Below are 13,617 nucleotides of genomic sequence, written 5' to 3' on the forward strand. Positions count from 1 at the left end.
CTGTCCGGGACTTAGCGGAAATGCTGTCCGCGACTTACTGAAATCACTGTCCGGGACTTAGTGAAATCGGCGTCCGGGACTTACCGAAACACGCACACCAGCCTCCCGCATCGGCTGCGGCGTCCGATACCCTGACGTGAGGATCACCTTCACGCAAGGAGATCGGTGGGCGTATCCGGGCGGGCGCGTTGCGCAAGTCTATTTCGCGCCAAAAGGGGCGAGGATGTCCTAGATTAGACTGGACCAGGCGCATAAGCGTCGGAGGCGTAGCCGTCGAAAACGAACTCGTGTTTGAGGTTCCGGTCCGCGGAACAGCAGTTATCCAGAAATGGAACTGACTTTGAACTGTTTCGCTTGCCCGGTTGACAATCGAGGGGTCCCGTTCGGCGATCACCAAGCCTTTAAACTGCACGAGCTGTAAGCCCGTCCGTAAAGCACCCTTACGTTTAGTCGTAATACACGACACGGTCCCGTCCTTCCGACTTGGCGCGGAAGAGCGCCAGATCGGCCGCCTTGATGAGGTCATTTGGCGTGTGGTTCTCATCAGGCACCATGGTTGCAGCACCGACGCTGATTGTCACCCGCTCAGAACCGTGTGGAATGCTCAAGGCTCGCACGCTCTGCACGAGCCGCTCGGCCATAGCGCCCGACTGCGCCTGCAAAATATCGACCACCACCACGACGAACTCTTCGCCGCCGTAGCGCGCCGCGAGATCGGTCGAGCGGTTGCAACTGCTTTGGATTACACTGGCGACCTGCTTCAGCACCTCGTCGCCTGCCATGTGGCCATAGGTGTCGTTGTAGCGCTTGAAGTGATCGGCATCGATCATAAACAACGACAGCGGGCTCTTCGTGCGGACCGCGCGCTTCCATTCCGCCGCGAGATATTCATCGAAGTAGCGCCGGTTTCCCAGACCTGTGAGACCGTCAATCCGTGTGAGACGTTCCAGCTCGAGATTCGCGCGCATTAATTGCCGCTGGCTTTCTCGCAGGGCCCTGTATGCCTCCTCTCGCTGAACGTGGTCAAGATAGGCCCGGGAGTGATAACGGACACGAGCGACCAACTCGATACGGTCCGGCAGTTTGACCAAATAGTCGTTCGCTCCGGCCTCGAATGCCTCGCCCTTGATGGCCGGATCTTCTTTACTTGACAGCACGATGACGGGGACAGAATGCGTCGAGGAATTCTTTCGGTATTGCCGTACCAAGTCCAGCCCATCAACGCCCGGCATGACAAGATCCTGCAGGATGACCGTTGGCTTCACTTCGTCGGCAACTGTAGTCGCTTTGAGCGGATCGGTGCAGAAGTGGAAATCTATGTCCGGCTGGTTTGCGAGCGCGCGCCGGACCGCTTCACAGATCATTATCTGGTCGTCCACCAGCAGAACCATTGACGAGTAATTGTCTGCCAGGGGTGAGACGAGATTGGATTTGCCCGTCATAGAATAACCTTTCAGCAAGATGGGCCGCACGCCTCGATTAGGCGCGGGGCGATTGAGTCAAGCGGTAGGATCTCGACAGCGGCACCGATGGCAGCGGCGGCTTTGGGCATCCCATAGACCGCACTCGACGCGCTGTCTTGAGCGATTGTCAAATGCCCTTTGTCGCGTAGCAGCTTGAGCCCTTGGGCACCATCTCTACCCATGCCCGTGAGCAAGACACCGATCACGACACCCGGCCACCACTGCGCGGCGCTCTCAAGGAATACATCTACGGAGGGACGGTAGACGTTGTCGTGCGGCTTCGGGGTATAGCCGAGCTTGTGGGCTGACTTGAAGACGAGATGATCAGCCGTGGCCGCAATTAGAACGGTGCCGGCCTCGGGCTCATCTCCTTCGCGTGCCGGACGGATTGGAAGTGCCGCATGCTGGCCGAGCCAGTTTGCAAAACCGGGTACGAACTGCGCATCGAGATGCTGTACGAGAACTATTGCGGCCGTGAAATTGCTCGGAAATGCGCCGAGGATCGCGGCAACAGCTGCGGGCCCGCCCGCAGACGCGCCGATGGCAATAAGGTGCTGTGCCGATGACACAGACGGGGGCAATGTCCGTGTGCCCCAATTTGAAGACGGCGCGTCACGTACGAGTTTGCTGATCGTCGTTATCTTCTTGATGAGAAGCTGTGCGGACCGTCCGGACCCCGGGCCGTCAGAGCCGATCGAGGGGATGTCGACCGCGTCAAGCGCGCCATACCCCATTGCTTCATAGACACCAGGAATGTTGGCCTCAATGCTCGCCGTGACCAGCAGAATCAGGCATGGCGTCTTCGCCATGATCCTGCGCGTAGCCTCGACGCCATCCATTTCCGGCATCACCAGGTCCATGAGGATCAGGTCCGGGAGGTCTCGTTGGCAGGCCTCTACTGCCTCACGCCCGTTAACGGCGATCCAGGCCACCTGATGTTCCGGGGTTGATACAACCAATCGCCGCAGAAGCTCGACCGCAAGAGGCATATCGTTGACGATAGCGATCCTCATTGATGGATACACACGCTGCGCCTCATTCTGTCGCCTGGCCGATCAGGTCGACGACTGCATGGAGCAGTGTCTCGTCGTGGAAACTCCCTTTAGTCAGGTAGTAGTCCGCGCCGGCGTCCAGACCTCGCCTGCGATCGTCTTCGCGATCTTTGTACGACACGATCATGATCGGGGTGTTCCCGAGCCGGCTGTCCTTCTTCATCAAGGTCACCAGTTCGATGCCGTCCATGCGCGGCATATCAACATCGGTGATAACAAGATCGAATGGTTCAGACCGTATGGCGTTCCATCCATCCATACCATCAATCGCCACCTCGACCTCATAGCCGTTATTGTCCAGCAGCTTGCGTTCGAGCTCACGTACCGTCAAAGAATCGTCAACCACCAGAACGCGCTTGCGCCGCCTAAGATCGGGGCTGGTAGTCCCACGCCGCAAGGTGCGTAGGCCGCCGGATGACGCGAGCTTGTCTACTGATCGGATCAGATCGTCGACATCAACGATAAGCACGGGCGAACCATCTTCCATCAACGCCGCCGCGCTGATGTCCTTGACCTTGGCAAAGCGAGGATCTAGCGGCCGGACCACCAACTCGCGCTCGCCCAGGAAGCGGTCGACAATCAACCCGTGGGTTTCACCGTGATCACCATTAATCAGAACGACTGAAAGTTCATCGGCGTCTGCTTGCGGCTCAGCGCGGTCAAGAACCTCGTGCGCGGTGACTAGTCCGATCTGTCGATCCTCGAAGCGGAAATGCGGCCGGCCTTCGAGCAGTTCGATGCGCGTGCGCGGCAACTTTATCGTGCTGGCGATGCCTGCGAGCGGGAAGGCGTATGGCTCTCCGTCAATGTCGACGAGCAGCGTGCGGAGCACCGACAAGGTCAACGGCAGCTGTAGTTGAAATCGGGTTCCGAAGCCGAACTCTGAGGAGACGGTTGCGAGGCCTCGGACCTGCTTGGTCATCGCCTGTACGGCATCGAGCCCCACGCCGCGTCCGGAGATGTTGCTAACCGTCGCTTTCATCGAAAAGCCTGGCAGAAACAGAAATTCGAGCAATTCCGCTTCGGCAAGTCTGCCGACGGTCTCCTCTGTCGTCAGGCCGCGCGCCACGATCGTCTCGCGCAGCTTGTTCAGATCGATTCCCCTTCCGTCGTCCGCGACGATTATCTGCAGCAGGCCCGCATTGTGCCGTGCTTCGAGCCTGATGACACCTTCTTCAGATTTGCCGGCTGCTATACGTTCGTCGGTCGTTTCGAGCCCATGGTCGACAGCATTGCGGAGGAGATGGCCGAGTGGTGCCTCGAGTTGGTCCAGGATGTCGCGATCGATGCCAGTTGAGCCCCCGACGATGTCTAACCGCACGTTCTTCCCCAAGGTTCGGCCAAGGTCGCGCACCGTCCTCGAATAGTGCCGGACGCCATCCTCGAACGGGCGCATGCGACTCGCCAGCGTTTCGTCATAGAGTCGGTTCGCAAGGTCAGTGGCTCTGCGGTCAATCGAGTCCAATTCGTCAAGGCGCTCTGCGAGGAACGTCTGGCTCAGCCGAAGTTTTTGCAGCGCCTCTGCCAGTGCTTGCACCGCCCGATCGTCCTTAGGAATCTCGGCCAGTGCGTCGCCTAGCACGTCGAAGGCAATGGCCAGATCCGACTGAATCCGTTTCAGTCGAAGTAGGCCGCCCGTAAACGGCCTGAGGCGACGAGCCTCCATCAGGGACTCACCGGCAAGCCCTAGTAAGCGGTTTAGACTATCGGCCGTTACCCGCACCATACGGTCGGAACCGACGCCGCCATAAGGTTGAAGAAGTGGTTCCGATCGAGCGAGGACGCTCGTTTCCTTCGCCGAAGAGGCCCACGGCGCCTCCTGCGGGGCAGCATTTGAGCCGGCGAGCTCCGTCTCTGATGCTGTCGATGGGGAGGATGCCTGCTCAAGCGCCAGCAGAAAACCGGCTATTTCCAGTTTGGCGCTCTCATCGGCCGAGGCAGGCTCACTCGCTATGGATCCGAGGAGATCGACGCCTTTCAAAAGTGTATCGATGTGCTCGCGACTCAGGCTGAGACGCCCCCGCTGTGCGGCGACCAGGCACTCTTCCATCGCGTGCGCAACTTCCACCGCCGGCGTCAGATCGACGATCCGGGCCGCCCCCTTCAGCGAATGGGCAGCCCGCATGCAAGCGTCGAGACTCTGGGCGGACACGGGATCGCGTTCGAGCGCTAGCAGACCGGACGTCAGGGCCTGCGACTGCGTCTCCAATTCGGCCCGAAAGAGGTCGAGCATCGAAAATTGGCTGTAGTCCGCGCCGCTCATGCGATAGCTCGATCGAGCATGGCCAGCAGCAGCGCCTCGTCCAGACAACCGACCGCGCCCCTTCGCCACGAGACCATGGCTGCCGTCATGGTCGAGGACGCCTTGCCAACGGTAGCAGGCACGGCAAGCCGGTCGCTCTGTTTGAATCGATAAATGCCGTGCATTTCGTCCACAGCAAAAGCAACGCGCTTGTCGCTGTTGCCGACGACGATAAGACGCGGAAATGCCTTGGTCCGCGTGTCCTGTACCCGCGTTTTGCGGTCGTCTACTCCGAGCAGTTTGGCCAACGAAACGCAAACCAGCAATTCGCCTCGAACATTGACGATGCCGAGAACCGCACTGTTCCTGCGGTGTGGCAGCGAATGAATGCTACGCAGCTCGGCCACTTCTTGGAAGCAGCCAACCGGAAGCGCCAGCCATTCCTCGCCGAGACGAAAGACAACGACCGTCTGAAATGCACTGCCCTCGGCATTCCCAACTGCTTCATCGGTCCTTGCCTGGGCAAAATGTCGGGCCCACTCGTCCCGATAGCCGGGCGGCAGCGGACGGTTCAGGAGGTTCCGTGCGATTTCCTTATAGGTCGGGCAGTTCCGGCAGTGGAGATGCTGCTCCAGTTCAGGGCACGATCTGTCACCACGAACGCCTATTTGCCGCCAGCAGTCGCCGATGGCGATGTCCGGCACCGATGATGCGCTACCGGGCTCAGCTGACGTCAAGTGCCGCTCCTTTTCCCAATCCGACCGAGCCGCCCGGTGAGTGCCTCGGCACCGGTGATGTCACCCTGCTTGCGAAGCAGCAGCGCAAGATGCGCGAGGGCTTCTTGATGGCGGGGTTCGAGATAGAGGGCCTTGCGATAGTTCTGGATCGCCTCGGAACGCGCATCTTCTGCATCCTGAGCTAGCCCGAGCAGATAGAAGATTTCCGGCGAGGGACCGTATTCCCCGAGATGCGTCAGCGCGAGTTCCTTTGCTTCCGCAACTCGTCCGGCATTGGCGGTGCGTTCTACAGAAGCGAGGCTTTGGGCCGCCCGCTCAGACGGGTGGACGGAGCGCTCCACTTTCGCTGCATTGCTGGAGGCCGGCCGGATCGGGCTCAGCACTTTGCTGACGTCAGAGATAGGAGCAGGGGTGGCCGGACCGAAGCGCGACTTGGAGGGGGCAACCGTCCGGGGCGCCTTGGCCGGCTCCACGTTCGTGAACGCAAATGCCATGGGTAATCGCGCTGAAGCAAAGCCGTGCAGAATCGGAAGGCCTGATTCCGCTGGACCGACGAGCAGCAGGCCATCTGGCGCGAGGAGGGTCTTCAGACAAACCAGCGCGCGATCTTGCAGGTTTCGGTTGAAATAGATCAGCAGGTTGCGGCAAAAAATAATGTCGTACGGTGCCGGCCCATACGAGGCCGCAGGATCAAACAGGTTGCCAAGCCTGAACCGGACTTGCTTCAGGACCCGCACCTCAGGCCGTAGTCCGCCTTCGGCCGCTTCGAGATAGCGCCCTCTGAATTCGAGAAAATCGCCGCGAAATGAGTTGCGCCCGTAGACCGCGCGCTCCGCGGCCGCGAGATTGCCCGTGCTCACGTCGACAGCGTCAATCTTGAAATCCTGTGCTCCGAAACCAGCATCGAACATGGCCATCGCCATCGAATAGGGCTCTTCGCCTGTCGAACATGGTAGGCTCAAGAGCATTATGGGTTGACCCGGCCGCATGCGCGCCCGTGCATGACGCGTCATTGCAGTGAAAGCTTCACGATCTCGGAAGAACCATGTCTCCGGTACGACAACCGCGTTGATCAGTTCCTGGAGCTCGGATGGGGAGCCAGCCAGCAATTGCCAATAATCTTGAAGCCCGCTGATCTGGCAGGCTGACATCCGCTCCCGGAGCGCGTGACGGATCACCGACAGACCGACAGTGCCGCTGTCCAGTCCAATCTTTTCCCTCAGTAGCTGTTCGACCGCACCAAACATCATGAACTCATCGCGACCTGACGGAACAGCGTTTCGCGAATGTCGTCCGATAGCAGCGCTTCGGCCCTGACCCACTGGACAAGTCCTCTATCGTCGGACGCCACGGGGCCCAAGTAGGGCGGAGTTCCCGCCTCCATCCCGGACGGCGCGAAGTCAGAAGGATCCCGCTCGAGCATATCGGTCGCTCGTTCAGCAACAAGCGCAAGCAGGTGGTTCTCACCATCCTTGGTTGGATAGCGTATCAGAACGATTCGTGTGCTCAGCACCAGCGCCGAGGGGCGGCCAAGCGCAAGCAGGCTGAGATCGATCATGGGAACGGGTAAGCCCCGGCAGTTGATTAGGCCTACCACGCCGTTCGGCGCGCCCGGCAGCGTTCTCACGCCGATGTAAGGCAGGATCTCTTCAACCTGCTCCATGTCCAGCACATACCGGTCGCTACCTATACAGAACCCGAGGAATAGCATAGTCGTCCTAGCTCGCAGGCACCTCTCGCAGCGCCCGCAGTTTGAAACGGGAAATGCTGCTGCGTAACCCGCCCGAAACCTGATTGAGTTCGTCGATCGCGAGCGTGGATTGCTGGAGGGATTCAACCGTTTGCTGAGCGGCTTCGCTCAATTGTATCAGCGTCTCACTGATCTGCGCTGCGCCCGTTGCCTGGGCCTGCATTCCTTCATTGGCGACTTCGAAGCGTGGCACCAAGCCCTGGACCTGCTGAATAATCTCGTAGAGTTGGCCGCCGACCTGCTGCACATCTTGCATGCCACGTCGGACCTCCTCGGAGAATTTGTCCATGCCCATGACGCCGGCTGCGACGGCGGATTGAATTTCCTTGACCATCTGCTCGATGTCGTATGTCGAGACGGCGGTTTGGTCGGCAAGCCGCCGGATCTCCGTTGCCACGACCGCAAAGCCTCGCCCATATTGGCCCGCCTTTTCAGCCTCGATTGCGGCGTTTAGCGAAAGAAGGTTGGTCTGGTCGGCAACCTTGGTGATCGTGGTCACCACCTGATTGATATTGCCGGCCTTCTCGCTCAGGATCGCAAGTTTGGAATTAATCGCGGTGGCGGCTTCCATGACGTGCTGCATGGTTGCCTCCATGCGTGCCAGCCCTGCTTGTCCGCCGGTGGCGAGCGTGGCGGTTTGCTCGGCGACCGCAGAAACTTCGCTCATCGTTCGTACGAGCTCATTGGAGGTTGCCGAGATTTCCTTCGCGGTCGCTCGGATTTCGGTCGTAGTGGCCGCGATCTCATTTGCGGTTGCCTGCTGTTCCTTTGAGGTGGCGGCCACCTCGGTTATCGATGTGTTGACTTGAATGCTGGATTTCTGAACCTGGCCTATCAGCGTGGTGAGATCATCGGCCATGGTGTTGAAGCCCTCAGCCAGCGTGTCAAACTCGTCCTTGCGCTTCAAATCGAGGCGCCCGCTGAAGTCGCCCAGGCGCATTACACGGACGAGATCGACCAATCGGCCAAGCGGGACACTAACGGCACGGAATAGAAGATAGCCGCACAAAAGGGCCAAACCGAGTGCTACGAGGAACCCGGCAATCAGGCCCAACTTCGCTGTGCGGACGATCGAACCTATCTTTTGGGTCGAGCTGTTTGCCTCTCCTCTATGGTCCTCGACCATGGCTTGCAGAGCCGATTGCAATTTCCGAAAGATCGGCTCCACATTGTTCTTGATGGCCGGGCGCTCGTTGGGGATCTCTCCCTTCGCCAACGCGGCACGACTGGCATCCAGTACGGCGGCTTCGGCTTGGCGGAATTGATCGGCGAGGTCCTTGACGACAGCGTAGTTCTGCTTGTCCAAATCGGACTCAATGGTCTCTTCATACTCGTCCATCGACCGTTGCAGGGCGTCGCGGTTCGCCTTGATGGTAGTCTCGAAAGCCCGCTTGTCGGCAGGATTGTCCTGAAGAGCATATTCCTGGAGAAGACTATGGGCATCCATCTGTCCCATCATGATCTGGGTGCTGTGATAGAGGTCCGGAAGAGTTTCCTTTTCCACGCTGGTCGCTTCTTGCTCCGTCTGGAGAAACCAAACGTATGTAATGATGGCCATAACCGACATGACAACCAGAACGGCCGCGAAACTGGCGAGTATGCGGCGGCGTATCGTCAAGCTGTTCATCGGGCTCAGTTCCGCCAGGGCGCTAATTGATTTGTTGGCACGACTAGCCCAGCACCGCGTTGCGACTATGCAGAACAGGCGAGATTCATTCGAATCGCGGAATCTAATATTGGAAACGTTTCTTTTCCGTTCACGTCGCGCCCACAAGCCGCCTGCGAACGGCATGTACGCGTCCAAACCAATGGTCGATCGCATCGGCCGCAACTGGAAAGTATCTCCCACATCGAGCGTGGCAACCAACTCCCCTCCATTGAAACGCTCGTGAGTCGCGCGTGTTCTCAGCGACGGATTGCTTCGAAGGCCTGGCAAGGGGGCGCGCTGTTTCGCGCGAGAGCGCACATAGCTCGAGGTGGAACTCCTGGAAGCGCCGTGCAATTGGCGCCTAGGGTTGTCAAAGTGGAGCGCGTGCAGGTGAGGCCTGCTTGCCGTGCACGCTTTGCGCTGGCGCAAATCTGATTTCATTTGTCGCGGCTATGGCCGTTAGCCTACCCACGAGGGCGAAACACTCGCAAAGTCAATCATCGAGACTGGAAACGCTAACCCGATACGCGACTGGCGCCGCCGGTTGAAGAGAGGGCCAGCGACCAGCAGCGTGCTCGCCGAGTGCGGCCGCGGGAACTTGTGCCGGCCGCGCCAAGGAGCGGATATATCAAATGGAGCGCAATTCTTAGCCATTCCTTCATCCATCTTTCGTTAAATACCCCATGGAAATGGGGCGCCCCATATCGAGGCGGTTGGTTCGGTGTTTGCGACGAGGCGTCGGGACGAGCGGCAACGTTGCTACTATTTTTGCCCTATCTTTGCCGATTGTCGTCGGCGCAGCGGGTCTCGGTATCGAGACCTCCTACTGGTACTTTAGCAGCCTGAAATTACAGGCGGTGGCGGATGCGGCAGCCTATGCTGGCGCTTTGGAAAAGGTTTCGGGATCTGACAAGCCAACGATAGTCGCCGCCGCGACACTGTCAGCGACGACGAACGGCTGGGACCCGTCAACAGGCACAATCGAAATCTTCACTCCCCCGTCCTCTGGCCCGAATGTCGCCCAAAAGGCCGTCGAGGTCATCGTTCATCAGACCCTCGATCGGTTTTTCACATCGATATTCACGCAAAACGCGATCGGCGCACGGGCAAGAGCGGTGGCTTTTATCACTGACGCCTCAAAGGCCTGCGCTTTGTCGCTCAATCGTTCCGCCCCGAGAGCGGCGCTGTTTTCCGGCAGTTCGACCATAAAAATGACGGGCTGCTCCGTCATGTCCAATTCCATTGCCGCCGATGCGATCAAGCTTCAGGGATCGGCAAACCTTCAGGCCGACTGCCTGATATCGGCCGGCGGTGTTTCGTTGAACAACCCCGTGACGACTGTTTGCGCCAGCCCGATAACCCAGGCCTTACCCGCTGGTGATCCCTTTGCCGACCTGCTGGCGCCACCAGCCACAACCCCCTGTCAAAACTCGAAATTGTCGACCCTGAACCCCGGGACATACTGCAGCGGGCTGAGCTTGAGCGGCAATGTTGCGCTCGCGCCCGGCGTGTACGTCATTCAAGGCGGTGATTTCAAGGCGAACGCGAACGCCAATATTTCCGGCGACGGAGTCATCATCTATCTGGCCGGCACATCGAGCGTCAGCATGAACGGCAACGCCACCGTCAAGCTTAGCGCACCGACGTCGGGCACGTATTCCGGTGTGCTGTTTTACGGCAACAGAGGCAACCTGGCGGGATCGAACACGTTCAATGGCACGGCGGACTCGCTTTTGACCGGCGCTTTGTATTTTCCAACCCAGGATGTCAATTTTCTGGGCAATTTCTCTGGCAAAGGTGGTTGCACGCAGGTCGTCGCCGGTACCTTGCAGTGGTCCGGCAACACGAGCATCAGCCAGGATTGCACGAGCCTCGGAATGCGCGACATTCCGGCGACGCAATCCGTTCGGCTTGTGGAGTAATCTTCGTGGAACGGCGATCCGTCCGGATGTTCCGGAGCGATTCGGGTGTTGCTGCGGTAGAGTTTGCGCTGATTGTGCCGATCCTTTGCCTGGTACTTCTTGGCGTTATTAACGGCTGGTCTTTCGTATCAAGCGCGTTGTCGATGCGTGCAGGCGTCAAAACGGCGGCGAACCTCGTGATGCAAGGCGCGGCCGACGACGCGGCTACCCAAGCCGTCGCCCTTTCGAGCTGGGAAAATCATCCCGATGACGCGCAGGTGACGCTGAGCCGGAAATATATGTGCGGGATCACCGTGGTCGATCCATCTGTCCTGTGCGACAGTTTGAAAGCTCCCGCGGTTTTCGTCGAAATCCAGGCGACAGCCACCTGGTTCCCGCCCTTCAGTTTTGGCGATTTTTCCCTCTCGCGCGGGATCAGCCACAAACAGGTGATTCGTGTCCGCTAAAGCGGGAGCCTTCATACGTGGGGTATCAGGCGGAGCCGCATTGGAGTTCGCGCTGATCGCGCCTATTCTGATAATGCTTTTGATCGGCATCTTCGCATTCGGCTGGGCTCTGAATGCCATGTCGAGTGTTCGCTATACTCTGGAAACGTCCTCACGAGCGCTGCAAATGAAGAACTCGCTGACCGAAGCCGAGATAAAAGCGATAGCCACGGCAAAATTGCTGAGTTTGGGATTAAGCGATGTCAACATAACAATAGCAATCGACGCCCCCAGCGGCGGCTTTCGAATGGCCCATCTGACCGCCAAATATGCGTTCGTGATTGAATTCCCGTATTTCGACCGGTATCCGATTAATTATGCGACAACCGTCACGGTTCCGTTGATTGGAACATAAGGCTCATTCTAGTCGGACGCCGCAGCTAGTTCTCCATCAAAAAACCTGCAGCGAAGCTCTTCCTTGCCGCAAGGTGCTTCACGCGGGCTTTGATCCCCGGCTTGACCCATTGTGGGGTCGCCGGCGGCCTTGGCAAGCCCTTTGGTAGGAGGCCGGCATGCTCCTGAAACGTACTTCCACAACCGATCCCGCATGTCACGCCGCCTCTGACGATAACGCTATGTTCATCAGCCAAGCTCAATTATCTGGCAGACCAAAAACTACACGAAGCGACAGACGCCGGGAATTAGGCGAAATGGCTGAAGACGAACAGAGGCGCCAACGCAGGCAGCGCGTCTTCAAGGGCGCAACAATCCTGACCGGCATGACCCATTCCGAGGTCACGTGCACGGTGCGCAACATGCATGCCGGCGGCGCCGAACTGAAGGCCTCGATCGACGCTCGCGTCCCCGACGAATTCCTGCTCTATGTGCCGACCGACGGCATCGCCTACAAGGCGGTGGTTCGTTGGCGTCGCGAAGACCGCATCGGCGTCATGTTCACCGGCACCGAGCCAAAGCCGCACTGGCACTACGGCTAAATCCCCTGAACCACACCTCGTAGCCGTATGCTGGGCGGTGATTGACCCCGTCCTTTGGACACCTTGTTCCTCCTCCAGAATTTCTTCGACTTAGGTGGCCGACAACCATTCTGGCGCCGACTGACTGCTCGCTTCCATTATCGGTTTGCCGACCATCGTTGGAGATTTCAGAATAGCTACTGCTCTCGCCCTCTCCACCGTCCTGATGGTTTAAACAGTGCCCGTGCATTTCGAGACGGTCCGAGTCGTCGCGAGGATGCGGCGCTGGTGGGGTCGGTCTGCTCGTGTGGAACTGCTCGCATTCATCACGCCTGCGTTGGTCGCGCACCTGCTCGGTATTGGGCAGGGGTAATAAAAGGCGCTGTTCCCCCACAAGCAGAAAACCGGCCTCCCCCTTGCTTCGGCCTGCGGCCTGCAGCACCGACAAGGCACCCGCTAGCGGGTGCCGCCGTCCATCTTTTCATGCCGTCGCGAATCGTCACGTGATCGGTCCGAAAGGTGATGGTTTTGGTCCGTCGAGACGACAGCGACATTCGCCTGACTGGGAACGACAGGGTCAGAGTGCCTGTCATATCAGGGAACGTCGTGCAATTTGTCGACCAGCCCACAAAGTTCCAAAAAAACGGACCGTTCGCTTTGAGGTTGAGTTGCGCCTTAGTGCTTCCCTTGTGATCTTCCTCAGCGTCCGCTGTTTTGACAGGGAGCGCATTGGTCATTCGGCCCATCGCGCTTTTCTGCGGCCCGCCGTTTCGCCCGACATCATGGAACGATATCGCCCCCCATGTATTAGAAACCCATGGACACTATGGAACCCCACGGCCACGGGATGGCGGCCGATCTTTTGACATCGGAAGTTGCCAATGCCAGGCAGCGCATCCACCGGACCGAGCTCGCACTTCAACGCACTGAAGAAATGCTGGCCGAAAATCTTGCGCTGTGCAGCAGGATACGAACTGCGGTCGAGGCCGCAGACCGCTTGGTGAAGATCGATCCCCCGAGCTTTGAAGGACGTCGCGCGGGTTGAACTGGGCCGGCGGTTGATTCGTCGCGACCTTCAGGCCACCGGCACCACTCGCGCTCAAGCACGGCGGCAACCAGGTCGACAGACGGCGAGCGCAGCTCATGGTGCGCGGCCTGGTGCTCGCGAGGAACCTGTCATCGGGCATGCGCTCCACTGCCTCGAAATGCCATCGCGCGCGCGGCGCCAACAGAAGGAAGACGTGGGGGGGGGGGGGCCCCCCCCCCCCCAACCTACGCGGGGGGGGCGGGCGAGCGGGCGCCCCCCCGCGGGCCGGCCGGGCGCGGGGGGGGGGGGGGTGGGGGGGGGGGCGGGGGGGGCGGGGGGGGGCCGGGGGCGGGGGGGGGGGGGGGGGGGGGGGGGGG

At 59.4% G+C, this 13,617-nt stretch carries 12 protein-coding genes; 5 read left to right on the forward strand and 7 right to left on the reverse strand.

The genetic code is table 11. The features are described from left to right. Positions 1-446 precede the first annotated feature (446 nt). From NKJ40_RS30845 to NKJ40_RS30875, 7 genes are read right to left on the reverse strand one after another with little or no spacing between them, the layout of a single operon-like run. Positions 447-1,442, reverse strand: a complete 996-nt coding sequence (locus NKJ40_RS30845; RefSeq protein WP_352469268.1) for a diguanylate cyclase — start codon at positions 1,440-1,442, stop codon at positions 447-449. A gap of 11 nt (positions 1,443-1,453) precedes the next feature. Next, complete coding sequence (locus NKJ40_RS30850; protein WP_352469269.1) at positions 1,454-2,476, reverse strand: chemotaxis response regulator protein-glutamate methylesterase; 1,023 nt, start codon at positions 2,474-2,476, stop codon at positions 1,454-1,456. 22 nt (positions 2,477-2,498) lie between these two features. Continuing rightward, complete coding sequence (locus tag NKJ40_RS30855; protein ID WP_352469270.1) at positions 2,499-4,778, reverse strand: hybrid sensor histidine kinase/response regulator; 2,280 nt, start codon at positions 4,776-4,778, stop codon at positions 2,499-2,501. Next, on the reverse strand, positions 4,775-5,494 hold the full coding sequence (locus NKJ40_RS30860) for a chemotaxis protein CheW (protein ID WP_352469271.1): 720 nt from the start codon (positions 5,492-5,494) through the stop codon (positions 4,775-4,777). The genes NKJ40_RS30855 and NKJ40_RS30860 overlap by 4 nt, the downstream gene beginning before the upstream one ends. Then, positions 5,491-6,744 (reverse strand): CheR family methyltransferase, encoded by a 1,254-nt coding sequence (locus tag NKJ40_RS30865; protein ID WP_352469272.1) that lies wholly within the window; start codon positions 6,742-6,744, stop codon positions 5,491-5,493. The genes NKJ40_RS30860 and NKJ40_RS30865 overlap by 4 nt, the downstream gene beginning before the upstream one ends. Beyond that, on the reverse strand, positions 6,741-7,205 hold the full coding sequence (locus tag NKJ40_RS30870) for a chemotaxis protein CheW (protein ID WP_352469273.1): 465 nt from the start codon (positions 7,203-7,205) through the stop codon (positions 6,741-6,743). Before NKJ40_RS30870 ends, NKJ40_RS30865 begins: the two co-directional genes overlap by 4 nt. A gap of 7 nt (positions 7,206-7,212) precedes the next feature. After that, positions 7,213-9,111: a methyl-accepting chemotaxis protein gene (locus tag NKJ40_RS30875; protein WP_352469274.1), complete on the reverse strand. Its 1,899-nt coding sequence runs from the start codon at positions 9,109-9,111 to the stop codon at positions 7,213-7,215. Positions 9,112-9,581: 470 nt separating this feature from the next. Between NKJ40_RS30875 and NKJ40_RS30880 the strand changes: the two genes are divergently transcribed. From NKJ40_RS30880 to NKJ40_RS30900, 5 genes are all read left to right on the forward strand, one after another. Then, the gene (locus tag NKJ40_RS30880; RefSeq protein WP_352469276.1) at positions 9,582-10,814 is read left to right on the forward strand and encodes a pilus assembly protein TadG-related protein; all 1,233 of its coding nucleotides are present in this window, start codon (positions 9,582-9,584) and stop codon (positions 10,812-10,814) included. A gap of 5 nt (positions 10,815-10,819) precedes the next feature. Continuing rightward, a complete protein-coding gene (locus NKJ40_RS30885) occupies positions 10,820-11,260 on the forward strand; it encodes a TadE/TadG family type IV pilus assembly protein (protein ID WP_031195389.1) in 441 nt (146 codons plus the stop codon). Positions 11,261-11,300: 40 nt separating this feature from the next. Then, the gene (locus tag NKJ40_RS30890) at positions 11,301-11,654 is read left to right on the forward strand and encodes a TadE/TadG family type IV pilus assembly protein (RefSeq protein ID WP_352469275.1); all 354 of its coding nucleotides are present in this window, start codon (positions 11,301-11,303) and stop codon (positions 11,652-11,654) included. Between the two features lie 295 nt (positions 11,655-11,949). Then, positions 11,950-12,234: a PilZ domain-containing protein gene (locus NKJ40_RS30895; RefSeq protein WP_023680838.1), complete on the forward strand. Its 285-nt coding sequence runs from the start codon at positions 11,950-11,952 to the stop codon at positions 12,232-12,234. Between the two features lie 826 nt (positions 12,235-13,060). Next, positions 13,061-13,258 (forward strand): hypothetical protein, encoded by a 198-nt coding sequence (locus NKJ40_RS30900; RefSeq protein ID WP_023722969.1) that lies wholly within the window; start codon positions 13,061-13,063, stop codon positions 13,256-13,258. Positions 13,259-13,617 lie beyond the last annotated feature (359 nt).

The organism is Mesorhizobium sp. M0119 (genome assembly GCF_040322615.1).
Classification (GTDB): domain Bacteria; phylum Pseudomonadota; class Alphaproteobacteria; order Rhizobiales; family Rhizobiaceae; genus Mesorhizobium.

Coding starts and splice junctions, on each gene's coding strand:
- NKJ40_RS30880 (WP_352469276.1), top strand. CDS start 9,582: ATGGGGCGCCCCATATCGAGGCGGTTGGTTCGGTGTTTGCGACGAGGC.
- NKJ40_RS30850 (WP_352469269.1), bottom strand. CDS start 2,476: ATGAGGATCGCTATCGTCAACGATATGCCTCTTGCGGTCGAGCTTCTG.
- NKJ40_RS30865 (WP_352469272.1), bottom strand. CDS start 6,744: ATGATGTTTGGTGCGGTCGAACAGCTACTGAGGGAAAAGATTGGACTG.
- NKJ40_RS30845 (WP_352469268.1), bottom strand. CDS start 1,442: ATGACGGGCAAATCCAATCTCGTCTCACCCCTGGCAGACAATTACTCG.
- NKJ40_RS30900 (WP_023722969.1), top strand. CDS start 13,061: ATGGCGGCCGATCTTTTGACATCGGAAGTTGCCAATGCCAGGCAGCGC.
- NKJ40_RS30895 (WP_023680838.1), top strand. CDS start 11,950: ATGGCTGAAGACGAACAGAGGCGCCAACGCAGGCAGCGCGTCTTCAAG.
- NKJ40_RS30870 (WP_352469273.1), bottom strand. CDS start 7,205: ATGCTATTCCTCGGGTTCTGTATAGGTAGCGACCGGTATGTGCTGGAC.
- NKJ40_RS30855 (WP_352469270.1), bottom strand. CDS start 4,778: ATGAGCGGCGCGGACTACAGCCAATTTTCGATGCTCGACCTCTTTCGG.